The sequence below is a fragment of the Paracoccus onubensis genome, from assembly GCF_003591515.1.
Lineage (GTDB): Bacteria > Pseudomonadota > Alphaproteobacteria > Rhodobacterales > Rhodobacteraceae > Paracoccus > Paracoccus onubensis.
On sequence record NZ_QZCG01000012.1, the window covers coordinates 93,706 to 118,183 of the forward strand.

Below are 24,478 nucleotides of genomic sequence, written 5' to 3' on the forward strand. Positions count from 1 at the left end.
GCCTGAGATGCCGTGGCAAGCATTCGCTGGTCGGTCGGGTCAGGCTTTGCCGTCTTCATCGCTGCCGAACAAGCCGCGTAAACCTCGTGTCAGCAGGTTGCCTACCTTGGGTCTGGGCTGGGTGACGAATGGCAATGGACGGCAGACCTCCATGGCGGCGATTCCGACGCGGGCCGTCAGGGCGCCGTTGACGACTCCTTCACCAAAGCGGCGCGACAACTTCGCCAGAACGCCGCCACCCGCAATGGTGTGGATCAGATCGTCGCCTGCGGCGACCGCGCCTGTCGCGACCAGATGGGTCATCACGGTACGGGCAAGTTTCCAGCTGCCGACGGTTCCGGCGCGACCGCCATAAATCTCGGCGATGCGGCGGATCATCCGCAGATTGGCGGCCAATGCGGCGACGACATCGGCCAAAGCCAGCGGGATCAGGGCCGTTACTGCGGCGACGCTGCGGGCGGCGGCCTCGATTTCGCGGCGGGCCTCTTGATCGAGCGAGGTCATGAGTTCGTTTTCGGCCATGCTGAGCAGGGATTTCGCGTCATAAGCCTCGGCCCGGCCATCGGTCAGCCGATCATGTCCCCATTTCAGCTCTGGGCGACCGCGATAGAGCGAAAGCAGCTGGTCCGTGACCTGCTTTGCCTTATCGCTGGAGTTTTCCGCCAGAGCCAGCCCCGCCTGCCGCTGAATCGCATCGATCCGGGCAAAACGGGACCAGGCGCGATATTCGCGCCATGCCATGCCAAGGCTGGCAAGCGTGAACAGCGCCAGCAGCCCGATTCCGGCCCATCCCAGCGGAGGATAGCGGTCGATCAGCCTGCCCAGAAAATCCAGCGCGGCGACCGTCAGCAGAAAGACCAGAAGCGATGCGGCTGAACTGATGAACACCCGTGTCAGCAAAGAGGCGCGGCGACCAACCAGCCGGGTGACCATCTGCATCGTGCGTGGACGGGGAAGCGGGTAGCCCGGCTCTTCGATCGGCGGCGCGTCCGCAGGGTTTGGCCGGGTCTGTTCCGCCTCGTCCCTTATTTCTTCCGCGGGACCGGACCGGCGGGTTTCAGAAGCGGAATCATCGATCTCGATCAGCACAGGGCCGCGTTTCGGGGTGTCGCTCACAACAGGTCTCCGATCAGGAATTCCGCGGCGCGATCCAGCCGGATATGTGGCGGTCCGTCACCGGGTCGACGCGTCATCGGGGCGGGCAGGAAATTCATCACCGCGTAATCCGCATCCAACCATTCCTGCGCCCCGTTCCGCGCAGGATGCAGCAACTGGGCCGGATCCGGCGGCAACTCGCCGGGATAGAATGCCGCCTGCCTGCCATCGGTCAGCGTTCCGCGCACGGCGGGCAGTTCCTCGCCCTCCTTCCTGATCACGTCCTCGGTCGTGGCGCGCAGGGCGGCGATGGACATCGCCTCGGTCCGCGCGCCCGAGAAGTCCGCCCGGTCGCGGGCCTCGCGCAGCATGGCCGACAGGATCGCGGTCAGCCGGTCGTGCTGGCTGTGATGCAGGTGATCGGCCTTGGTGGCGGCGAACAGGATACGCTCGACCCGTCTTGTGCCCAATAACTGTGCCAGCCAGCCCGCGCGACCGGGACGGAATGCGGTCAGGATATCGGCCATGGCGCGGCGCATATCCTCGACCGATTGCGGTCCCTGATGGATCGCGCCAAGCACATCGACCAGGATCACCTGCCGGTCGATCCGGGCGAAATGATCGCGGAAGAAAGGCCGGACGACGCGGGATTTATAGGCATCGAAGCGGCGGCGGAACTCCTTGTAAAGCTTGCCGTCCTTCTGGATCTCGGGCAGGGGGGCGAATGTCAGGGCGGGCGAGCCCGCCATCTCGCCGGGGATCAGGAAGCGTCCCGGTGTGCAATCCGACCATCCGGCCTCCCGCGCGGCATGCAGATGGGTGGTATAGCTTTCGGCAAGCCGCTGCGCGGTCGGTTCATCGAAACGGGCAGTGGGATCAAGTTCCGCAAGCGCCTGCTGATAGTCGGTGGCACCGGGACGGTTATCGATCCGCGAAAGGACCTCGGCGGACCATTCGCTGAAATCCTTGCCCATCAGCCGCAGGTCCAGCAGCCATTCGCCGGGATAGTCGACGATATCCAGATGGACTGTCTGTGGCCCGCGCAGCCCGGAAAGCAGCCCGCGCGGCTCGACCCGCAGGGACAGGCGAAGCTGGCTGACATGGCGGGTCCCATCCGGCCAATGCGGATCAGAGCCGGTCATCGAGGCAAGATGACGCTCGAAATCGAAACGTGGCACGGTATCGTCCGGCTGCGGCTGCAACCATGCGGCTTTCAGGCTGCCATCGGCGGCGGCCCGCAGGGCATGCATCCGTCCCCGGTCCATCAGATTGGCCACGAGAGAGGTGATGAAGACGGTCTTGCCCGCCCGTGACAGGCCGGTCACCCCCAGCCGGATTACGGGTTCGCCGAATCCCAAGCCCCTGATCAGATCGCCACCAATTCCCATTCCGCCTGCCGTTCCGCCCTTGTCATTTCAGAAAAGATAGGCGCGGGCAGGACGGATTGATAGGGGGCATCGTTTGTCGCGCGGCGACGGGATTGTGGAGGCCGCACCCGTCAGGTTACTTAGCCGGGATGAGGATGAACTTACCCATCGACGATATCCTGGCCGAACTCCGCCAGGTCATTGCCGCGCATGGGCGCGCCGTTCTGGTCGCGCCCCCGGGGGCGGGCAAGACGACGCGGGTGCCTGTGGCCCTTATGGATCAGATCGCGGGACGGATCGTCATGCTCGAGCCGCGACGGCTGGCGGCGCGGGCCGCGGCCGAGCGCATGGCCGGTGAGTTGGGCGAAAAACCGGGCGAGCGGATCGGTTATCGGATCCGGGGCGAGGCTGTGCCGGGCAGCCGGATCGAGGTCGTGACCGAAGGCATCCTGACCCGGATGATCCAGTCGGATCCGTCGCTAAATGGGATCGGTTGCGTGATCTTCGATGAATTTCACGAACGCAACCTGAACGCCGATCTGGGCCTTGCGCTTGTCTGGGAAGCCCGCGCCGCTCTGCGCGAGGATCTGGCGGTGCTGGTAATGTCGGCGACGCTGGATGCCGAACCCGTGGCGGCATTGCTGGACGATGCGCCGGTGCTGCGATCCGAGGGACGGGCGTTCGAGGTCACGACGCGCTGGCTGGACCGCCCCTTGCCTGCCCGCTTCCGGCTGAGCGACGAGGCGGCGCGGTTGATCCTGCAAGCCGAGACCGAGACCCGGGAGACCGGCGGTACTGTGCTGGCATTTCTGCCGGGCGAGGGCGAGATTCGCCGTGTCTCGGGCATGCTGGACGAAAGCGGTTGCGAGGTGCTGCCGTTATTCGGGGCGTTGGATGCAAAGGCCCAGCGTGCAGCTCTTGCGCCGCCGGGCAGGCGGCGGCGGATCGTGCTTGCGACCGCGATTGCCGAAACATCGCTGACCATCCCCGAGGTGCGGGTCGTCGTCGATGCCGGACGGGCGCGGCGGGCGCGTTTCGATCCCGGCAGCGGGATGTCGCGGTTGGTGACCGAACGTGTCAGCCGTGCCGAGGCCGATCAACGGCGCGGGCGGGCGGGCCGTGTCGCGCCCGGCATCTGCTATCGGATGTGGGCGCGCGCCGAAGAGGGGGCATTGCCTGCATTCGCCCCGCCCGAGATCACGGTGGCGGATTTGGCCGGTCTGGCACTAGAGCTGGCCACATGGGGAGCGAAACCTGCAGAACTCGCGTTTCTGACTCCTCCGCCGGATGCCGCTTTGGCCGAGGCGCGGAATTTGCTCGCGGAACTGGGGGCGCTGGACGGGGCCGGGCGGATTACCGGACATGGCCGGCAACTGGCGCGGTTGCCGCTGCATCCCCGGCTGGCGCATATGCTGCTGCGGGCCGGGCGCGGGGCGGCAGAACTGGCGGCGCTGTTGTCTGATCGCGATCCGTTGCGTGGCGCGCCTGCCGATCTGACGCTGCGGCTGCATGCGATCCGCGATCCTGTGGGCTTTGCTGCACGATATCCGCATGATCTGCACCGGCCCGCCTTGAACCGCATCCGGGACGAGGCGAAGCGACTGCGGCGGCTGGTCCCGGGCGGTGACGTGATGACGGTGGGCGCGATGGCGTCGCTGGCCTATCCGGACCGGATCGGGCAGCGACGCAAGGGCGAGGCGCCGCGCTTCGTTCTGTCGGGCGGCAAGGGCGCGGTTCTGGACGAGGGCGATCCTTTGGCCGGGCAGCGGCTGATCGTGGCCGTGGATCTGGACGGCGATCAGCGAGAGGCGCGGATACGCATGGCGGCGCCGGTGGATGAGGCAGATATCAGGGCGCTTTACGCCGGCCGGATCGAAACGGTCGAGCTTTGCGAATGGTCCCGGCGGGAAAACCGGGTGCTCGCCCGGCAGCAAGAGCGTCTGGGCGCCGTTATTCTGTCCGACCGGATCTGGCAGGATGCACCCGAGGGATCGGTGGCGCAGGCGGCGCTTGACGGATTGCGACAGGACGGTTTGCCTTGGACGCCTTCGGCCGCGCGGTTGCGCGCCCGGATTGCCCTTGTGGACGGGCTGGGGCCGGTGGATGATGCCAGTCTGCTGGCCGATGGTGCGTGGCTGTTGCCGTGGTTGGGAAGCGTGAAGACGCAGGCCGATCTGCGGCGACTGGATCTGACCGAGCCTCTGAAGGCACGGATCGGCTGGGATGGTCAGCAACGTCTGGCCGCCGAGTTTCCGGCACATTTCGTCACGCCGCTGGGACGAAAAGTCCCGATCGATTACAATCACGAGGAACCCTCGATCGAGTTGCGATTGCAGGAATTGTTCGGCGTGACCCGCCATCCCGTCGTGGGTGGGCGTCCGCTGCGGATCAGCTTGCTGTCGCCAGGCGGCAAACCGGTGCAGGTGACGATGGATCTGCCGGGATTCTGGGCATCGTCCTACAGCGATGTCCGCAAGGATATGCGCGGCCGTTATCCCCGGCATCCATGGCCGGAGGATCCGACCGACGCGCTGCCGACGACAAGGGCGAAGCCGCGGGGGCGGTGAAGCTGTGCCCGGCAGCGACGCAAATTCCTATATGTCAAGAATGTCGGCGACCGGGCTTTCCTCATCCTCGGGCAAGGCCAGCGGATCGCGCGCAGCCAGCTTGTGCCGCAAGACCTCATGCGCAAGGCACAACCGCGCATCGGCGCCGGCCATGCCAAGCGATGTCAGCCTTGCGCTTTCCCATGCCATGATACAGGCGGATGTGGCGTTATAGACGGCAGTTGCCGCGCGCCGTGTCTCGGCCTCCCGCGCGGGGTTTTCAGCGACGGCTTGCAGCAATGCGGCGGCGCGGTGATAAGCTCCGGTCAAATCCGTCAACGGTCCCAGTATCGACGCGGCTTCTTTCATCAGATCATCGATATAGCCGGATAACGCGCTAAGCGCATCCTCGCGCCGTGCCGCCCGGGCGACATCGAGGGCGACGATATTGCTGGTTCCCTCCCATATCGAGCCCAGATGCGCGTCGCGCAATACGCGGGCATCCGACCATTCCTCGATATAGCCGCAACCGCCCCGCACCTCCATCGCGTCACCTGCCACCTTGCGGGCGTCGCGGCAGGTCCGGAATTTGATCAGCGGAGTGAGAATGCGCAGCACCCGCGTCATGGCGGTATCGTCCCGGTCGGAGGCTTCAAGGACATGGGCGGTGTGAAACACCATCGCGCGCCCCTGTTCGGCCGTGACCAGAAGCTTGGCCAACTGCCGGCGCATCAGCGGCAGGTCCGCCAGCCGCTTGCCGAAGGCGCTGCGATTGCGGGCGATGAACAGCGTCTCGTTCACCGAGCGCCGCATAAGTCCGGCGGAACGCACGCCGTTCGCAAGGCGCGACATGTTGATCATATCGGTCATCTGTTTGAAGCCCTGACCCGCTTCGCCGACCAGATAGGCAGTTGCGCCTTCGAGTGTGATTTCACCGCTGGCCATCGATCGGGTGCCCAGCTTGTCCTTGAGCCGTAAGATGCGATAGGCATTGCGGCTGCCATCGGGCAAAATTCGTGGCAACAGGAACAGGGACAGGCCGCGCGTGCCCGCGCCGCCATTCCCGGGCCGGGCCAGCACCATCGCAAGCGCCGCATCCGGATTCGAGCAGAACCACTTGTCGCCGTAAAGCCGCCATTCGCCGTCGACCTTGCGGGCCGTGGTCTCGATCGACCCGACATCCGAGCCCGCCATCTGTTCGGTCATGAACATCGCGCCTTGAAAAAGCTGATCCACGTCCTGGCTGGTCAGCCGGTCGAAATAGGTTGAAACCAGTTCGTCCGAGCCGAAACGGGTCAGCGTCCGGGTCAGCGAGTCGGTCATGGATAACGGGCAGCAAAGCCCGAATTCGGATTGCACGAACAGATAGACCAGCGCGTATTTGACCAATGGCGGAAGTTTTTCCTTTGCACCGAACACGCCGCCGCGATGGGACATGGCGGCAAGTCCGAATTCACCGAAGGCGATCCTTTCGAGTTCCTCATAGGCCGGGTGTTTCTCGATCCGCTCATCGGCAGCTCCGTTTCGGGCGCGGATATGAAGCTTCGGAGGATTCCGGTCGGCGGCAAGGGCAAGCTGTTCCAGCCTGTCATTCACCATGGCTCCCATACGATCCAGTTGCGGCAGGGCGAGTTCGAGGAACCCGGAGGGCAGGTAGATTTTCAGAAGCTCTGCCATGACGGGGTCGTTCCGGAACGCGTTCATTCCGGTGCTGTCGGGGATGTTCTGATGAAGCTTCATGGATTGTCCTCTCCTGCGATGACACTGCGCGACTTGTTAAGAAATGCCTATTCGGCATGGCTGCTATTTCTAACATGCATTTGCACAATAGCTTATCCCCCGACATCATTCAGGTGAAGGAAAATTTCCGTGGGAGGGGAGATGGCTCAGAACAAGCCGGGTCCGCAAAGGGCCTTCGAAGCCTATCTGGCCGAGGGCAGATTCATGCTTCAGCGGTCCCGCTCGACCGGAAAGCATTTGTTCTGGCCGCGGGTTCTGGTTCCGGGATCGGGCGAGGATGATCTGGAATGGGTGCCCGCATCGGGGCTTGGTCATATCTATTCGATTACGGTGAATCGGGCGCGTTCCGGCGATTACAACGTCGCATTGATCGATCTTGATGAAGGGCCGCGCATGATGGCGACCGTGACTGGCGCCGAAACCGCCGCAATCGGCAGCCGGGTGCGTGCGCGGATAGAGAGCGGAGAGGTTCCGCGCGTGGTGTTCGATCCAATCTCGGAGGATGCGTGATGGCACATCCGATCAGGGGACGGACCGCGATCGTGGGCATGGCAACCGCCGGTATTGGCGAAGCTCCGGGTTTTTCGGGTATCGAGCTTCTGGCGCAAGCCACGCTTGGGGCGCTGGCGGATGCCGGACTGAAAATCCCCGATATCGACGGAATATTCGCCGCCACGAGCACGCATGCCTTTCCCAGCATGAGCGTAGCGGAATATCTGGGTGTTAAGCCAAGGTATTTCGACAGCACCAATATCGGAGGTTCCAGCTTCGAGATGCATCTGTTGCAGGCCTCGCTGGCCATCGAGGCGGGCCTGTGCGACGTGGCATTGATCTGCTACGGCTCGAACCAGCGGACGGCAGGCGGACGGCTGGTATCGATGTCCGAGCCGCAATGGCACGAAACCGCGTATAACCCCCGCCATCCGATCACGGCCTATGCCCTGGCGGCGGCGCGGCACATGCATGAATATGGCACCAGCCGCGAACAGCTTGCCGATGTCGCGGTTGCGGCGCGGGGCTGGGCCAATCTGAACCCCGAGGCATTCGCGCGCGGCCCGCTGACGCGCGAGGATGTGCTGGGCAGCCGAATGATCTCGGATCCCCTGACCAAAGGGGATTGCTGTCTTGTCACCGATGGCGCGGCGGCCTGTCTTCTTGTCAGTGCCGACCGGGCGAAGGATTTCCCACAGAAGCCGGTCTATTTTCTTGGAGGAGCGGGGGCGAACTGGCACAGATCCATCGTTGCCATGCCCGATCTGACGGTGACGGCGGCTTCCGAAAGCGGGCCGCGCGCCTTCGACATGGCGGGCCTGACACATGGCGATGTCGATCTGGTAATGCTTTACGACGCCTTTACCATCAACACGATCCTGTTTCTTGAAGATCTCGGTTTTTGCCCCAAGGGCGAAGGCGGGCGTTTCGTCGAGGGCGGGCGCATCGCACCCGGCGGCGAGTTGGCGGTGAATACCAATGGCGGCGGGCTGTCCTGCGTGCATCCCGGCATGTATGGCATGTTTCTGATCGCGGAAGCCGTCGCGCAAATCCGCGGCGCAGCCGGGAAGCGGCAGTTGCAGCAGGCCGATATCGCGCTTCTCCACGGAAATGGCGGCACGTTGTCCAGTCAGGTCACGGCGTTTCTGGGTTCTGAAAATGCGATATGATTTCAATGAACTCTCCCAATTGCTGGAACCTCGCTCGGTCGCAATCATCGGGGCTTCCGCCGATCCGACCCGTATCGGCGGAAGACCGATCGCGACGATGCTGAAAGCGGGATATGGCGGGCGCATATTGCCGGTAAATCCCAATCGGGACGAGATTCAGGGTCTGACATGCTATTCGGATATCGAGACCCTGCCCGAAGCACCCGAGGCGGCTATCGTCGCCGTTCCCGCCCGTGCTGCAGTGGATGTCGTCGATGCGCTTGGGCGGCAGGGCTGCAAGATGATCACAATGTTCACCGCGGGCTTTGCGGAACTGGGCAGGGAGGGGCGCGGGGAACAGGACCGGCTGACCGGTATCGCCCGGCAATACGGGATGCGCCTGCTGGGACCCAATACGCTTGGCTGCTGGAATGTCGATATCGGTTATTTCGGCAGTTTCACGTCATCGCTGGATCTGGGTTTCCCGCTGGCGGGCAATATCGGCATGGCAAGCCAGTCTGGGGCGTTCGGCACACATCTTGCCGCTGTGGCGCGACGGCGGGGGATTGGCGTGCCGATCCTTGTGACGACGGGAAACGAGGCTGACATCACGGTTGCCGACGCCATCGGCTGGATGGCGCAAAGCGACCGGATCGATGTCATCTGCGCCTATCAGGAGGGTTTCAGCGATCCCGACAGGATGCTGGCCGCCCTGAATGCGGCGCGCAATGCGGATAAACCGGTTTTTATTCTCAAAAGCGGGCGCAGCGAGGTCGGTGGCCGCGCGGCAACATCTCATACGGCCTCGATGACGGGCGATGATGCCGTCGCGGACGAGATTTTGCGCGCCCATGGCGCCATACGGGTCTGCGATACTGAGCAGATGCTGGATTTCGCCTATGTCGCGCGCAAGCGGATCTATCCTGCGGAAAACAGCCTTGGCGTCGTGACCGTTTCGGGCGGCGCGGGTATCGTGGCCAGCGACGAAGCCGAGCAGCAGGAACTGCCGATGCCGCCGATGCCCGAAGACGCACAGGCCGAACTGCGCGCGCTTCTGCCCTTTTGTGCGCCGGTCAATCCCGTCGATTGTACGGCGCAGGCATTGAATGATCTGAGCCTGTTTCAGAAATTTACCCATGCGGCACTGGCAAAGGGTGGCTATGCCTCGGTGATCTGCTTCGCCACCACGGTCGCGGGCAGTGCGGCCATCGCACCGCGGTTTCTTGAGGCCCTGGCCCCTTTGCGGAAGGAATTTCCCGACCGGCTGATCGTGATCTGTGCGGTGGCGCCTCCGGATATCGTCAAGCGATACGAAGATGCGGGATTTCTTGTTTTTGAAGACCCATGTCGGGCGACGCGGGCGCTGGCGGCAATGGGGCGTGTGGGCAAGGCCCTGACGATGACCGCCGCGGTGAGACAAGCCGTTCCGGAGATTCCGCTGCCTCCGACCACGCCAGATGAATTTCAGGCCAAGGCGTTACTATCGGCGGCAGGCATCCAGATTTCCGCCGAACGGCTTGTACATGACAGCGAGCAGGCCAGGGCCGCCGCGCAGGAGATCGGCTTTCCGGTGGTAATGAAGATCGTGTCACCCGATATCCTGCATAAATCGGATATCGGCGGGGTCATGCTGAATATCGGCAGTTCGGACGAGGCCGCTTCTGCCTATCACAAGCTGATCGCTGTCGCGCGGAAACATCACTCCGATGCCCGGATCAGCGGTGTTCTGGTGGCGCCGCAGATCACCGGTGGCGTCGAGTGTTTCATGGGCATCAGCCGTGATCCGTCATTCGGCGCGATGGCGGCATTCGGGTTGGGCGGCATTTTCGTCGAATTGCTGCACGATATCGCGCTGCGGCAATGTCCGTTCGACGAGGTCGCCGCGCGTGAGATGATTCTGTCCATCCGGGGCGCGCCGATCCTGACCGGCGCACGCGGGCGCGCGCCTGTCGATCTGGACGCCTTGGCGCGAAGCTTGTCTCGTCTTTCGGTATTTGCTGCCGGCGCGGGGTCGCGGCTGGTATCCGTCGATCTCAACCCGGTGCTGGCCTTGCCGGAAGGCGAGGGCGCGGTCGCGCTGGATGCCGTGATCGAGCTGGAGGAGGCGGAACCATGAATGACGCGCTGCACCCGGACGATCTGGATCGACAACAGCAGTTGCGCATGCTGATCGAAAGCGCAAAGGGAATCGCGCCGCGGCATGGCGATTTCACGCGACTGCGCGGCTTGCGGTTCTCGCAGCCGGGATTTGACCGGGATGTCTGGACCCGGATCGCGGAAATGGGTTGGCTGGGCTTGCGCCTGCCCGAAAATGCCGGGGGCGCAGGTCTTGGGATGCTGGAATATGCCGCGCTTGCGACCGAGGCGGGGGCGGCATTGCTGCCCGAACCGTTTATCGAGGTGCAGCTTGCCATCGACATGATGGGTGCGGCCACGCCGCCCTCGGTTTTCGCTGGTGACGAGATCATCCTGCCGGCATGGGCCAGTGATCCTGATGGGCTTGGCTTTGATGGCGGCGTAATCGTCGGCAGGGGTGGACGGTTAAGTGGCGAAAAACGCTTCGTTCCGATGGGCGCTGCGGCTGACCGCGTCGCGGTTGCGACGAATGCGGGCATTTTCCTTGCCGCCATGGATCAGGTCGGCATTCAGACATTGCCGCTGCAGGATGGCGGTCATGCCGCGACCTTCCATTTCGAGTGCTGTCCGGCAACCCCGCTGGAAGGCGATCCGCGCCCGGCGCTTGAGGCCGCGACAGTTGCGAATGCGGCATATCTTCTGGGTGTAATGGAGCGGGCTTTTGATATTACGCTGGAATATCTGGGGACCCGCCGGCAATTTGACCGGCTGATCGGCAGTTTTCAGGTGCTTCAGCATCGCGCCGTGGATCTGAAGATACAGATCGAGATTACCCGTGCCGTCATCCGGGACGCCTGTGTCGCGCTTGATGGTGGTAATGACGCTCAAACCGCTGTTTCACGCGCCAAGACCCGCGCCGCCGAAGCGGCAATGCTGGTGACAAGGCAGGCGATCCAAATGCATGGGGCGATCGGCTACACCGATGAGGCCGATATCGGGCTGTTTCTGCGCAAGGCGCTGACCATCGGCAACCGCTATGGCTCTGCGTCCTGGCATCGCGCCCGACATGCTGCGTTAACGGAAAGAGATATGTGATGGCCGATGATCTCTTACATGCAATCCCGTTTCAGGACCCGTGGAGGATTTGAATGCCCGCCATTCAGCCAAGCCCGCATGACGATCTGAACCCGCTGCCTGATCAGGAATTTCGTGCCATTATCCGGCACTGGATACAGGAAAACTATCCGGAACATCTGCGCAATCCGCAGCGCCGCCTGCATATTTCCGACGGCCGGGAATGGTACGAGGCCCTGTCGCGGCAGGGATGGCTTGCCCCGAACTGGCCGCGTGAACATGGGGGAATGGGGCTGTCGCCCTCGAAGCTGCTGATCATGATCGAAGAGCAGGAACGTCACGGTGTGGCCCGTCTGCCGGATCAGGGGATTACCATGGTCGGCCCCTTGCTGATCCGGCACGGTACCGAAATGCAGCGCCAACACCATTTGCCGCGGATTCTCTCGGGCGAGATCATCTGGTGTCAGGGTTATTCCGAACCGAATGCTGGTTCTGATCTGGCATCGCTTCAGACCCGTGCGATGCGGGACGGCGATGACTGGGTGATCAACGGGCAGAAGATCTGGACGACCTTGGGCATGGATGCCGACTGGATCTATGTTCTCGCCCGGACCGATACGCATGTGGCGAAGCAAAAGGGGATCAGTTTCTTCATCATGCCGGTGACAGCGCCCGGCATCGAGATCCGTCCGATCCGCAATCTCGATATGCATGACGAATTCTGCGAGGTATTCTTTCGCGATGTCCGTATTCCCGCCGAGTCAATCGTCGGTGCGATCAACAGCGGCTGGAGTATCGCAAAGAATCTGCTGAGTTTCGAACGCATCTTTCTTGGTTCGCCGTTTCAGGCGATAGGTGCGCTGGATCATATGGCCCGGCTGGTGGAACATCTCGGTCGCGGAAGCGAGCCCCGGATCGCTGCGATGCTGAACGAATTGCGGATGGAGCTTGCCGACCATCAGTCCTTCTACAAAAGTTTCGCCGATCAGGTCCGGCGCGGAGAGCCGCTGGGGCCGGATGTATCGATGCTGAAGATCAATCTGTCGGTCCTGTATCAGCGGATTACCGACCATATTATTGAAATCGCCGGGGAACATGCCGCGATTCTGGAACCCTTGCCGGATGACCGCAGCCTGTATCCCGCAAGCGCCTTTATCCAGGCGCGGCCGCATTCGATCTATGGCGGCTCTAGCGAAATTCAGAAGAACATCGTGGCCAAGCAAGTGCTGGGCCTTGGCGATAATATCGCGTGACGGAGGAGCGGATGACCGTGGATTTGGGACTGACGGGTAAAGTCGTCATTGTGACCGGTGCCGGAGGTGGTATCGGGCGGGCCATCGCGCAAGGTTTCGCAGATGCCGGCGCAAAGATCGTCATAAACGACATTGGCGCATCGCTAGGCGGCGAAGGCGGATCCGCGAGTCCGGCACAAGAGACCAGGGCGATGATCGAGGCCGCCGGCGGAGAGGCCGCGATCAGCACCGACAGCGTTGCCGACTGGGACAGCGCTCAGAAGATCGTGCAGTGCGCGATGGATAATTTCGGGCGTGTCGACGTTGTGGTGAACAATGCGGGCATCCTGCGCGACGCGATCTTTCACAAGATGGATCCATCCGATTGGCGGTCCGTTGTGGATGTGCATCTGAATGGCAGCTTCTATGTCAGCCGTGCGGCCGCACCTTTGTTTCGCAAGCAGGAGGTGGGGGCATATGTGCATATGACCTCGACCTCGGGGCTGATCGGGAATGTCGGGCAGGCCAATTACTCGGCGGCCAAGCTGGGGATTGCGGCCCTGTCGAAATCCATCGCGCTTGACATGAAGCGCTACAATGTACGCTCGAATTGTATCGCGCCATTCGCCTGGAGCCGCATGACCAATTCGATCCCGGCGAACTCCCCCGAAGAAAAGGCAAGGGTCGCCAAGCTGCAACAGATGACACCCGAAACCAATGCGCCGTTGGCGGTCTTTCTGGCCTCGGAGGCGGCGCGGGACGTGACCGGGCAAATCTTCGCGGCGCGGTTGAACGAGTTGTTCCTGTTCAGCCAGCCGCGCCCCCTGCGCAGTGCCCATTCCGATACCGGCTGGACACCGGAACTGATTGCCGAGCGTGCCCTGCCTGCTTTCCGCTCGGGGCTGATTCCGCAAGAGGTCAGCGGCGATGTATTCGCATGGGATCCGATCTGACACCGGAATCGGAAAACTCGAAGCGCAAGATTCCGGGCGCGAAACCCGGTGAAGATCGCGATTATGGTTGATCTTTGGCGCTTGGGCGATTATTTGGGCCGCAGTCAATCGAACGACATGGTCATAACAGGCCGCGAAATACCGGGTCGGGCGTCATGCTGCGACCCTTTGTCGTTGTCGAAGGGCAAGATACAGACCGGCGGAGCCAACCGTCTGGCCAGAAAATCAGATCGTAAAGGAAACTGAACACATATGTGCGCTAAAGCAACTATGGAAGAATTCGAGGCCCTTCTGAATGAAAGCCTCGAGATCGATACGCCCGATGAGGGCAGTGTCGTCAAAGGCCGCGTCATCGCCATCGAGGCGGGACAGGCCATTATCGATGTCGGCTACAAAATGGAAGGCCGCGTCGATCTCAAGGAATTCGCAAATCCCGGCGAAGACGCGAAACTGGCCGTCGGCGACGAGGTCGAGGTTTATCTGGACCGGGTCGAGAATGCCCGCGGCGAAGCCTCGATCAGCCGCGAGAAAGCCCGCCGCGAAGAAGCCTGGGACCGTCTGGAAAAAGCCTATGCCGATGAAGAGCGCGTCGAAGGCGCCATCTTCGGTCGCGTCAAGGGTGGCTTTACCGTCGATCTGGGCGGTGCCGTGGCCTTCCTGCCCGGTTCTCAGGTCGATGTGCGCCCCGTGCGCGATGCGGGCCCGCTGATGGGTCTGAAGCAGCCCTTCCAGATCCTGAAAATGGACCGCCGCCGCGGCAATATCGTCGTTTCGCGCCGCGCCATTCTGGAAGAAAGCCGCGCCGAACAGCGCGCCGAGGTCATCTCGAACCTGTCCGAAGGTCAAAGCGTCAATGGCGTGGTCAAGAATATCACCGAATATGGTGCGTTCGTTGATCTGGGCGGCGTTGACGGACTGCTGCATGTCACCGATATGGCATGGCGCCGGGTGAACCATCCTTCCGAGATCCTTGCCATCGGTGAAACCGTCGAAGTGCAGGTCATCAAGATCAACAAGGAAAGCCATCGCATCAGCCTGGGCATGAAACAGCTTCAGGACGATCCGTGGGATACCGTGGCCGCGAAATTCCCGCTGGGCTCGGTCCATCATGGCCGCGTGACCAATATCACCGATTACGGCGCTTTCGTAGAGCTGGAAGCCGGTGTCGAAGGTCTGGTCCACGTTTCGGAAATGAGCTGGACCAAGAAGAACGTCCATCCGGGCAAGATCGTGTCGACCTCGCAGGAAGTCGATGTCATGGTTCTGGAGATCGACGAGGCCAAGCGCCGCGTTTCGCTGGGTCTCAAGCAGACCATGCGTAATCCGTGGGAAGTCTTCGCCGAAACCCACCCGGTCGGCACCCATATCGAGGGCGAAGTCAAGAACATCACCGAATTCGGTCTGTTCATCGGTCTCGACGGCGATATCGACGGCATGGTTCACCTGTCGGATATTTCCTGGGATGCCCGTGGCGAAGACGCCATTCAGGACTTCCGCAAGGGCGATACGGTCAAGGCCGTCGTTCAGGATGTGGATGTCGAGAAAGAGCGTATCTCGCTGTCGATCAAGGCTCTGGAAAACGAGCATATGGCCGAAGCCGTTGACGGCGTGAAGCGCGGCTCGGTTGTCACCGTCGAGGTGACCGCGATCGAGGATGGCGGGATTGAAGTCGAATATAACGGCGTCAAATCCTTCATCCGCCGCAGCGATCTTGCCCGCGACCGTCAGGATCAACGCCCCGAGCGTTTCCAGATTGGCGACAAGGTCGATGCCCGCGTGACCAATGTGGACACCAAGACCCGCCGTCTTGGACTGTCGATCAAGGCTCGCGAGATTGCCGAGGAAAAAGAAGCCGTCGAACAATATGGCAGCTCGGATTCGGGTGCATCGCTTGGCGATATTCTTGGCGCCGCGCTCAAACGCGACAACTGATCCGACGCAGATCTGAAATTGTAAACCCGTCCCCGGTTCCGGGGGCGGGTTCTTTCTTTTTGAGGTTTCTTCCTTTCATATTGCGTCTTCTGCCCGGCCGGCTCATTTTGACCCGGATATATAGGGGACAAGATGATGACCTGGGTCGAGATCACCACATTCGCTTTGGCCGTCGCCCTGCTGGTCGCGTCACCGGGTCCGAACGGCGTGCTGATCGCCCGCACCGTGCCGACATCCGGTGTCGCCGCCGGTTTTGCCAATATCGCGGGATTTTTTACGGCCTTCTACATCCACGGCACCCTGTCGATCCTGGGCATCTCGATCATCCTGCTGCAATCGGCGACTGCTTTCACAATCGTCAAATATCTGGGTGCGGCCTATCTGTGCTGGATCGGGATCAAATCGCTGCGCCAGGCTATCCGGCGCGAGTTCTCCGGCCCCGGCAATATCGCGCCTGCACGGCGGAAACGCAGCTTGTGGAGGGCCTATGTCGAAGGGTTGCTGACCAATGGGCTCAACCCCAAGGTTTCGATGTTTTACCTTGCTGTGTTTCCGCAGTTCATCCCGGCAAGCGATCACCCGGTGGCCTCGGCCTTCCTGCTGGTCTTCGTGCATTCGATGATAAATGTGATCTGGTTCGGAGCGATTATCATGCTGTTCTCACGCCTGACGGGGATAGCGCGCAGCAGCCGTTTCCAGCGCTGGCTTAAAGGCGTGACGGGGGTGGTCTTCATCGGCTTCGGCGTCAAGCTTGCAAGCTACCGCGCGCCCGTTTGATCCGCTCTGCCGCTTGCCTCTCTTGGCCGCGCCACCTATCCTGACCCCTGTCCAATCCCTTACCCACAGGATCCTCGATGACCGCAACTGAACCCCGGCTGACCTCGCTTTCTCATGGGGGCGGCTGTGGCTGCAAGATCGCGCCGGGGGTGCTGACGGGATTGTTGCGCGGCACCGCAATGCTGCCGGTGCCCGACGAACTTCTGGTGGGGATCGAAACATCGGATGACGCGGCGGTCTACAGGCTGAACGACCATCAGGCACTGGTGGCGACCACCGATTTCTTCATGCCTATCGTCGACGATCCGCTGGATTTCGGCCGAATCGCCGCAACCAATGCGATCAGCGATGTCTATGCGATGGGCGCAACACCGATCATGGCGTTGTCGCTGGTGGGGATGCCGATCAATATGCTGTCCCCGGAAACCATCGCCCGGATACTTGAAGGCGGAGCCGTCGCCTGCCGCGATGCCGGTATCCCGATCGCGGGCGGCCACACGATCGACTCGGTCGAGGCGATCTATGGGCTGGTCGCGCTGGGCCTGATCGATCCCGCTCATGTCAAACGCAATTCGGGCGCGCGGCCCGGCGATGTGCTGATCCTGGGCAAGCCGCTGGGTGTCGGGATCATGTCGGCGGCATTGAAGAAAGAGGCTTTGTCACCTGAAAATTATCACCGGATGATCCTGACGACCACGAAGCTGAACAGCCCCGGACCGGATCTCGCCCGGCTGGAATCCGTGCATGCGATGACCGATGTGACCGGTTTCGGGCTTGCCGGACATCTGCTGGAGATGGCGCGGGGATCGCGCTGCGATGCAGAGCTTGATTGGGCAAATGTGCCGCTACTGCCCGATGTGCGCGATCTGGCATCCGCCGGTTTTGTGACCGGCGCTTCGGGGCGAAACTGGAGCAGCTATGGCGAAGACGCGCTTCTGCCTGATGGTTTCGCGGCAGCGGATCAGGCGCTGCTGAGCGACCCGCAGACGAGTGGCGGCCTTCTGGTGTCCTGCGCTCAGGAGGAAGCCGGACAGGCCCTGCGGATTTTCCGGGAACATGGCTTTTCGGATGCCGCGGTGATCGGGCGGATGACCAAGGGACAAGGACGGCTTCGGGTCGGGCACTGATATTCGCCGCTGCACCTCCGCCTGCCTTTGAATGGGCGCGGAAGAAAAATTCTGTCAAAACCTGGAGAGTGCAAATCGGGAAAAGCGCCATTTGTTATTCTTTGAATTGATTTCGGTGCGAATAAGCCGACGAAGCTGGAACAACTTGCAGATCGTGTAAAACAGCGCCATTACCCCCGCATGAGCGAATGGATCATCCAGATCGCGGGAACACCCGAAGGCGCGAAACTGGCGACCGGCCTCGCATTGATGGCGGCATTTCTGCATGCGCTTTTCGGTGCGCTGCAAAAGGGACGGCATGATCCGTGGATCAGCCGGGCAGCGATCGATCTGTCGCTGGGCCTGCTGGCCTTGCCGCTTGCGCTGTTCGTGGTGCCCTGGCCGACGCCGCAGCTCTGGCCGATCCTGTTCGGCGCCATGATCATCCATATCATCTACAAGATCGCGCAGGCGCAGACCTATCAGCGGGGGGCCTATACCGTCGTTTATCCCGTTGTACGCGGCAGCGGGCCGCTTTTCACCGTGATAGCTGCCGGGCTGGTGTTTCACGAACATTTCAACCTGACCCAATGGGCCGGAGTGCTGTTGCTGGTCTGCGGAATTTTCGGGTTGGCGGCGTTCAATTTCCAGCGATTGACAGTCGGGCGGGAAACGCTGGTGCCGGCATTGAGCTGGGCGGTGATTACCGGCGGATTGGTGGCTCTATATACGACCTATGACGCCTGGGGCATCCGGTTGGCGGCGGATCCGTTCACATTTTTAGTGTGGTTCTTCCTTTTCGATTCCCTGTTCATGCCGGTATGGATGTGGAAAAAGCTCATGGCTTTGCCACGTCCCGAGATGAAATCGCTTGCATTGCGCGGAATTGCAGGAGGGTTGATCGCACCAGCGAGTTTTGGATCAATCATGCTGGCGACACGGATCAGCGATGTGGGGCAGGCGGCGGTGCTGCGCGAAACCTCGACGGTGTTTGCGGCCCTTGTCGGCTGGCTGGTATTGGGCGAAAAGGTGGGGCCGTATCGGACGGCATTGATGATCCTGATCGCAACCGGCGCGATTATCGTCGAATGGGGGGCCTGAAGACTTGGCGAAGGACGGATAAGATGAAAGAGACGAAACCCTGGGTCAAACCCGCGCTCGAAATAGGGCCGGTCTTGCTGTTCTTTGCGGTTTTCATGCTGTTCCGGGATCGGGAGGTCGTGGTATTCGGGCAGCCATATAGCGGGTTCATCTTTGCGACGCTGATTTTCGTGCCGGTCCTGGCCCTGTCCACCTTTCTGCTGTGGCGGGTGACGGGCAAGCTGTCGCCCATGCAGATCGCGACGCTGGTTCTGGTCATTCTGTTCGGCGGGCTGTCGGTCTGGCTGAACGACCCGCGGTTCTTCAAGATGAAACCGACACTCATCTATCTGATTTTCGCGGTGATTCTGGCCGTCAGCCTGCTGGCGCGGCGAAACTGGCTGCAACTGGTGCTGTCAGAGGCACTGCCGATGGATGCCGAAGGGTGGCGTAAGCTGACATGGCGGATGATGTTGGCATTTATCGGTCTGGCGGTCGCGAATGAGATCGTGTGGCGCACTATGTCCGAGACCACATGGGTCTATTTCAAGACTTTCGGACTGCCCCTGATCCTGATGGCGTTCCTGATGGCGAATGCCGGGCTTTTCCGGGATCACGCATTGGACAAGGATTCCGGCAAAGAATAGGGTGCCGGGGTGGCATGTCGTGCCATTGACTTGGCTCAGGCGCGTAAATTGCCCGCAGGCGGGGGCGGCGCCAGAAGTCGCGACCAGCGGGGCTCGATCCTGCCCGGCAGCCTGGTCCGCAGCATATGCATCGGCAAGGCCCAGGGCTGGCGCAATGCCGTGCGATAGAAATCGAACAGACCCCGGCGCAGATACGGGGTCCAATGAGACAGGCGCAAGGCCGTGCGATCTACCGGAAAGCCGAAATCGCTTAGCGCCGCCAGCGTCCCGTCATGATCGATCTGGACATCGATCCAGTTGCGGGCAGGGAGGGCAAGCCCAAATCCCAATGCCTGCCGCCGCCCGTATCCCAGCCACATTTCGATGGCGAAGTCGAACAGATCATTCTCGCGCGAGGTAATGTTCAGAATCTCGGCATATCGGCCCGCAGGGCTGTTCAGGGCATCCGCTGCCGCATCCCGGAACTCCGCCCCGGTCAGGAGGATGATGCGCCCGATGCTTCCGGGCTGGGCCTGATGCAACGCCTGCAACGCGACCCTTGCGCCCAGGGAATGGCCGATCAGTGCGACGGGCCGCCCGGCCAGATCCGCAAGTTCGGAAACGGTCCGGGCAAGCGCATCGCCCGCCTTGCCCGCGCGCCAATAGGCCCGACCAAGCCTGCCGGTCGCTTCCCAGCCGAATGCCAGCGCAATGCCCTCATCCGCCGAACCGGTTCCAAAGCCCAATGCGCGGGGCCAGGATAACGCCCGGCGCGCCGGCGTCTCGGGGTTCAGGGCAAGAATATGCCGGTGGGGATCATTGCCGGGCTGACTTGGGGAATAGCGGTAGCCGTGGATCATGACGATGATCGGTGCGTCCGTTGGAAGATCTTTTGCCAATCCCCGAAGTTCAAGCGATAAATCGCAGCCTGCATTGGTCCTGACGACTGGCATTCGTCACTTCCCGTTCAGCCCCTTCGCGGCTTTCCTAAGGCAGCCTTGCAACAGCGATGTGACCGGAATGTTACGCCTGCGTGAAACTGTCCGGAAAGAAACGGCGAGCGGAAAGACTCCATTCTGATCGGGCGGATCTTTTCGCCATTGAACTTCCCCCTAGTCAACCTCTATGTTGATCTTACGCGCCGTAGCAAAGCGGGATCGCTGGATCCGCGGCGCCCACAGTTTCGCAGCGCAGCACCTCTGACCCCGAGACAAGGGCGGCATGTGCCTCGCGGAAAACCCCGTCTCAGGCGCGATCAACCGCACCGGGATGACGACAATCAGTGATCCGGTCCGCCCGATGGCACCGGATTTTACGAAGGAACAGACGCGATGACGCGCGCGACGGATGGATTGATGGGAAGTGGGCAGGCACAGCGCCTTGCCTTCCCGGTCTTCTGTGCCGTTGCGGCGCCCGCGCCACAATCATGCCGCAGCCAAAGCCGAACAGTGCCCCTGGCACCGCCTGGCATTTGCCTGCGCGAAAGATATAAAAATGGCAAAGAAAATGCTGATCGATGCCACGCACGCCGAGGAAACCCGGGTGGTCGTGGTCGATGGAACCAAGGTCGTCGAATTTGATTTTGAGACTTTAAACAAACGGCAGATAAGCGGAAACATCTATCTCGCCAAGGTCACCAGGGTCGAGCCCTCGTTACAGGCGGCTTTCGTTGATTACGGTGGCAATCGTCACGGTTTTCTGGCTTTCGCCGAAATTCATCCCGATTACTATCAGATCCCGGCCGCCGACAGGGACGCCCTGATCGCCGAGGAACAAGCCTATGCCGAAGCGCAAGAGGCCGAGGACACTGGCAGGAAGCGCCGCAGATCTTCCACCAGGGCCGAGAAGGTCCGCAGCGATGACGCCACGATTTCGGCCGAGCCAGAGACCGGCAGTGCCGAAAACGCTGATACATCCGACGAGGGCAGCGCCGAAGAGGGCAGCGCCGAGGCTACAGATGCCGAAGCCTCCGAAACGGATTCCAGTGACGCGGCCGCAAGGGATGACAGCATCGAATCGGTTGCCGATGAGGATGTGACCGAAGAGATCCGCGCGCCACGCAAACCGCGTCCGCGCCGCTACAAGATTCAGGAAGTCGTCAAGGTCCGCCAGATCATGCTGGTACAGGTCGTCAAGGAAGAGCGCGGCAACAAGGGCGCTGCACTGACCACCTATCTGTCGCTGGCGGGGCGCTATTGTGTTCTGATGCCGAATACCGCCCGCGGTGGCGGCATCAGCCGCAAGATCACCAATGCCGCGGATCGCAAGAAACTCAAGGACATTGCGGGCGAACTTTCGGTGCCCAAAGGGGCAGGGCTGATCATCCGTACCGCGGGCAGCCAGCGCACCCGCACCGAGATCAAGCGTGACTATGATTATCTGCTGCGCCTGTGGGAACAGATCCGAGACGTGACGTTCAAATCCGTTGCTCCTGCGCCGATCTATGAGGAAGGCGACCTGATCAAACGCTCGATCCGCGATCTCTACAGCAAGGAGATCGACGAGGTGCTGGTCGAGGGCGAACGCGGTTACCGTGTTGCCAAGGACTTCATGAAGATGATCATGCCGTCCCACGCCCGCAACGTGAAACACTATGCAGACGCGATGCCGCTTTACGCCCGCTTTCAGGTGGAAAGCTATCTGGCCGGCATGTTCAACCCGGTCGTTCAACTGAAATCCGGTGGCTATATCGTCATCGGTGTGACCGAGGCTCTGGTGGCCATCGATGTGAACTCGGGCCGGGCGACCAAGGAAGGCTCGATCGAGGATACCGCGCTCAAGACCAATCTCGAAGCCGCCGATGAAGTGGCGCGGCAGTTGCGTCTGCGCGACCTTGCCGGGCTGATCGTGATCGACTTTATCGACATGGATGAGCGCAAGAATAATGCCGCGGTCGAGAAGCGTTTCAAGGAACGGTTGAAATCTGACCGGGCGCGGATACAGGTGGGCCGGATCTCGGGCTTTGGCCTCATGGAAATGAGCCGTCAGCGGCTTCGCCCCGGCATGCTGGAATCGACCACTCAGCCCTGTCTGCATTGCCACGGCACCGGGCTGATCCGCTCGGATGACAGTCTGGCTCTGACCATCCTGCGCGCGATCGAGGAAGAGGGTACCCGTAAACGCTCTCGCGAGGTATTGATCAAGGCACCTGTCACGGTGGCGAATTTCCTGATCAACAACAAACGCGAACATATCGCAGTGATCGAAATGCGTTACGGCATGTCCGTGCGTGTCGAGGCCGATCCGGCATTGATATCGCCGGATTACGTCATCGAGAAATTCAAGACCGCGTCCCGTCCGGTTGCCGAAAATATGCAACCGGTCCTGACCGTCGATGCCGAGTTGATGGCGACGATCGATGAAGACAGCGATGATGCCGCGCCCGACAGCCCGCCTGAACATCACGATGAGGCGGAAGATGAGGGGAACGAGGGTGGCCGCTCGCGCCGCCGTCGTCGTCGGCGGCGGCGCCGCGGCGGAGAAAACGATGAGACCGCTCAGGACCAGCCGGTCGATAACGCGGCCTCAAACGATGAGGATCGGGATAATGCAGACGCATCGGAAGTGGTCGTTGCGGAACAGGTACTTCCGGCCGTAAGCGAAAGCCAGCCGGAGACCGTGGAGACAGAGACGGCATCCGAGGACAAGGGAGCCAAGCCGCGCCGGCGGAGCCGCTCTGGCGCGCGCAGCCGCAAAGCCGAGAATGAGCCGGCGCAAGAGCAGGAAGCCGGGGCACAGCAGCCGGCCTTCCCCGAGGTCGTGGATCTCCGTGATCGTGCGGAAGGCGCGCGGGCCGAGGAATTTCCCACGCCTGTTGCCACTACTCCGGCCCGCAAACCACGGTCAAGGAAGGCAGCCGCGGCCGAGCCCGCCATAGAGACGGTCGAGGAGACTGTCGTAGAGACGGATGAACCAACCGGAGCGATGACGGTTCCAGAGCTGCCTGTCGCTGAAGACGTCGCCGACGAGCCGAAACCGGCCCCTGCCGAACCAGTCATGCAAACCGGGGAAGCCGCGGCGGAGCAGAGGGCGGCAGAACGCGAAAACCTTCAGCAGGTTCCGGAAAACGAGCCGCAGCCTGAAGATACGGCGCCTGAAGCCGAGGCCGAACCTTCCCGGGCCAAGCGGCGCGGATGGTGGAGCGTCGGCCGCTGAATTCGGTCCGGGCGCGGTGATATCGCGCCCGGTTTCCCGCACGCAACTGTGACCTTCTGTCCTGTTCAGCCTGCTGCGGAATCGGGTAAGCTGCGCCTTGCCTGAACTGGATGCAAAAGGCATGAAAGCGAAGATCCGGCGCGTGCCGCCGGGTCGGAACCCCGTATTTACCCTTTCCCGCCGGGCCGTGGCGACAAGGATGTCTTCAGACGGCCACGACAGGAAGAACCAGTTGCCATGTTTGGAATAGAGCTTGTAACAGCAGCCTTTCTTCCCGCCGCGTTCGTGGCATTGCTGGCGGGTATTCTGTCATTTCTGTCGCCCTGTGTCCTGCCCATTGTTCCGCCTTATCTCGCCTACATGACCGGGGTGAACGTGAATGGGCTGAAAACGGGTAAGCACAGCGCGGTGCTGCCGGCGATATTTTTCGTTCTGGGGCTGTCCACGGTATTTCTGGTCATGGGCTTCGCAGCCTCGGCATTCGGGCGGGCGTTCCTGCAATATCAGGATCTTTTGGCCAAGCTGGCCGGGATCATGATCATCATCATGGGATTGCATTTCCTGCATGTCTTCCGCATCCCGATTCTGGATCAGGAAGCCAGGATAGAGGCGGGCAAACAGGGTGGCGGGGCGTTTGGCGCCTATCTGCTGGGGCTGGCCTTCGCTTTCGGCTGGACTCCCTGCATCGGCCCGCAACTCGGCATGATCCTGTCGCTTGCCGCCACCGGCGGCGAGTTGTCACGTGGGACAGGGCTGCTGGCCGTCTATGCGCTTGGTCTGGGGATACCGTTCCTGCTGGCGGCACTGTTTATCGAGCGCGCCATCGGCGTGATGAACCGGATCAAGCCCTATCTGAAAACCATCGAGCGCGTGATGGGACTTCTGCTTCTGGTGGTCGGGATCATGCTGCTGACAGGCGCCTTCACCAATTTTTCCTATTGGTTGCTGGAAACATTTCCGGGACTTGCCCAACTGGGGTGATTTTCGGTGTTGCCGCGCAGCGCATGGATTGCGGATCATTTCGCCCATGATCTCACATGTTGCGCCTTGGCTCCGGTTTGGGTCATCTGCCAAATAAC

Annotated in this window: 18 protein-coding genes; 14 read left to right on the forward strand and 4 right to left on the reverse strand. The window is 61.7% G+C overall.

What is annotated here, in order from left to right:
- Positions 1 to 39: 39 nt before the first annotated feature.
- Both D3P04_RS17140 and D3P04_RS17145 read right to left on the reverse strand, forming a co-directional pair.
- Entirely contained in the window at positions 40 to 1,116 is a 1,077-nt protein-coding gene (locus D3P04_RS17140) for a YcjF family protein (protein WP_119751021.1), read from the reverse strand.
- Positions 1,113 to 2,483, reverse strand: a complete 1,371-nt coding sequence (locus D3P04_RS17145; RefSeq protein WP_119751023.1) for a YcjX family GTP-binding protein — start codon at positions 2,481 to 2,483, stop codon at positions 1,113 to 1,115. Before D3P04_RS17145 ends, D3P04_RS17140 begins: the two co-directional genes overlap by 4 nt.
- Before the next feature lie 128 nt (positions 2,484 to 2,611).
- Between D3P04_RS17145 and hrpB the strand changes: the two genes are divergently transcribed.
- Positions 2,612 to 5,029 (forward strand): ATP-dependent helicase HrpB, encoded by a 2,418-nt coding sequence (gene hrpB, locus D3P04_RS17150; RefSeq protein ID WP_408634388.1) that lies wholly within the window; start codon positions 2,612 to 2,614, stop codon positions 5,027 to 5,029.
- Between the two features lie 27 nt (positions 5,030 to 5,056).
- On the opposite strand, the gene D3P04_RS17155 is transcribed toward hrpB, so the two are convergent.
- A complete protein-coding gene (locus tag D3P04_RS17155; protein ID WP_119751026.1) occupies positions 5,057 to 6,748 on the reverse strand; it encodes an acyl-CoA dehydrogenase family protein in 1,692 nt (563 codons plus the stop codon).
- A 141-nt stretch (positions 6,749 to 6,889) separates the two neighbouring features.
- Here D3P04_RS17155 and D3P04_RS17160 point away from each other — a divergent pair, with 141 nt between their 5' ends.
- The 11 genes from D3P04_RS17160 (at position 6,890) to D3P04_RS17210 (ending at position 19,265) form a co-directional block, all read left to right on the forward strand.
- Positions 6,890 to 7,258, forward strand: coding sequence for a Zn-ribbon domain-containing OB-fold protein (locus D3P04_RS17160; protein WP_119751028.1), 369 nt, complete (start codon positions 6,890 to 6,892; stop codon positions 7,256 to 7,258).
- Entirely contained in the window at positions 7,258 to 8,409 is a 1,152-nt protein-coding gene (locus tag D3P04_RS17165; protein WP_119751029.1) for a thiolase, read from the forward strand. Before D3P04_RS17160 ends, D3P04_RS17165 begins: the two co-directional genes overlap by 1 nt.
- Positions 8,399 to 10,504: an acetate--CoA ligase family protein gene (locus D3P04_RS17170; RefSeq protein WP_119751031.1), complete on the forward strand. Its 2,106-nt coding sequence runs from the start codon at positions 8,399 to 8,401 to the stop codon at positions 10,502 to 10,504. The genes D3P04_RS17165 and D3P04_RS17170 overlap by 11 nt, the downstream gene beginning before the upstream one ends.
- Positions 10,501 to 11,559: an acyl-CoA dehydrogenase family protein gene (locus tag D3P04_RS17175; RefSeq protein ID WP_119751033.1), complete on the forward strand. Its 1,059-nt coding sequence runs from the start codon at positions 10,501 to 10,503 to the stop codon at positions 11,557 to 11,559. The genes D3P04_RS17170 and D3P04_RS17175 overlap by 4 nt, the downstream gene beginning before the upstream one ends.
- A gap of 53 nt (positions 11,560 to 11,612) precedes the next feature.
- Positions 11,613 to 12,791, forward strand: coding sequence for an acyl-CoA dehydrogenase family protein (locus D3P04_RS17180; RefSeq protein ID WP_119751035.1), 1,179 nt, complete (start codon positions 11,613 to 11,615; stop codon positions 12,789 to 12,791).
- A gap of 11 nt (positions 12,792 to 12,802) precedes the next feature.
- The gene (locus tag D3P04_RS17185) at positions 12,803 to 13,723 is read left to right on the forward strand and encodes an SDR family NAD(P)-dependent oxidoreductase (RefSeq protein ID WP_119751037.1); all 921 of its coding nucleotides are present in this window, start codon (positions 12,803 to 12,805) and stop codon (positions 13,721 to 13,723) included.
- Positions 13,724 to 13,975: 252 nt separating this feature from the next.
- On the forward strand, positions 13,976 to 15,655 hold the full coding sequence (rpsA, locus tag D3P04_RS17190; RefSeq protein ID WP_119751039.1) for a 30S ribosomal protein S1: 1,680 nt from the start codon (positions 13,976 to 13,978) through the stop codon (positions 15,653 to 15,655).
- Between the two features lie 132 nt (positions 15,656 to 15,787).
- Complete coding sequence (locus tag D3P04_RS17195) at positions 15,788 to 16,432, forward strand: LysE family translocator (protein ID WP_220475364.1); 645 nt, start codon at positions 15,788 to 15,790, stop codon at positions 16,430 to 16,432.
- A 77-nt stretch (positions 16,433 to 16,509) separates the two neighbouring features.
- Positions 16,510 to 17,559, forward strand: a complete 1,050-nt coding sequence (selD, locus tag D3P04_RS17200; protein WP_119751040.1) for a selenide, water dikinase SelD — start codon at positions 16,510 to 16,512, stop codon at positions 17,557 to 17,559.
- 180 nt (positions 17,560 to 17,739) lie between these two features.
- Positions 17,740 to 18,639: a DMT family transporter gene (locus tag D3P04_RS17205; protein WP_119751042.1), complete on the forward strand. Its 900-nt coding sequence runs from the start codon at positions 17,740 to 17,742 to the stop codon at positions 18,637 to 18,639.
- Positions 18,640 to 18,662: 23 nt separating this feature from the next.
- Positions 18,663 to 19,265, forward strand: coding sequence for an inner membrane-spanning protein YciB (locus D3P04_RS17210; RefSeq protein ID WP_119751043.1), 603 nt, complete (start codon positions 18,663 to 18,665; stop codon positions 19,263 to 19,265).
- A 35-nt stretch (positions 19,266 to 19,300) separates the two neighbouring features.
- Here the strand turns inward: D3P04_RS17210 and D3P04_RS17215 are convergent, their stop codons facing one another.
- A complete protein-coding gene (locus D3P04_RS17215; protein ID WP_119751045.1) occupies positions 19,301 to 20,197 on the reverse strand; it encodes a DUF726 domain-containing protein in 897 nt (298 codons plus the stop codon).
- 541 nt (positions 20,198 to 20,738) lie between these two features.
- Here D3P04_RS17215 and D3P04_RS17220 point away from each other — a divergent pair.
- Positions 20,739 to 23,399 carry an Rne/Rng family ribonuclease gene (locus D3P04_RS17220; protein WP_119751140.1) on the forward strand — a complete coding sequence of 887 codons (2,661 nt, stop codon included), beginning with the start codon at positions 20,739 to 20,741 and terminating at the stop codon, positions 23,397 to 23,399.
- 237 nt (positions 23,400 to 23,636) lie between these two features.
- Positions 23,637 to 24,380 carry a cytochrome c biogenesis CcdA family protein gene (locus tag D3P04_RS17225; protein ID WP_119751047.1) on the forward strand — a complete coding sequence of 248 codons (744 nt, stop codon included), beginning with the start codon at positions 23,637 to 23,639 and terminating at the stop codon, positions 24,378 to 24,380.
- Positions 24,381 to 24,478: the final 98 nt, after the last annotated feature.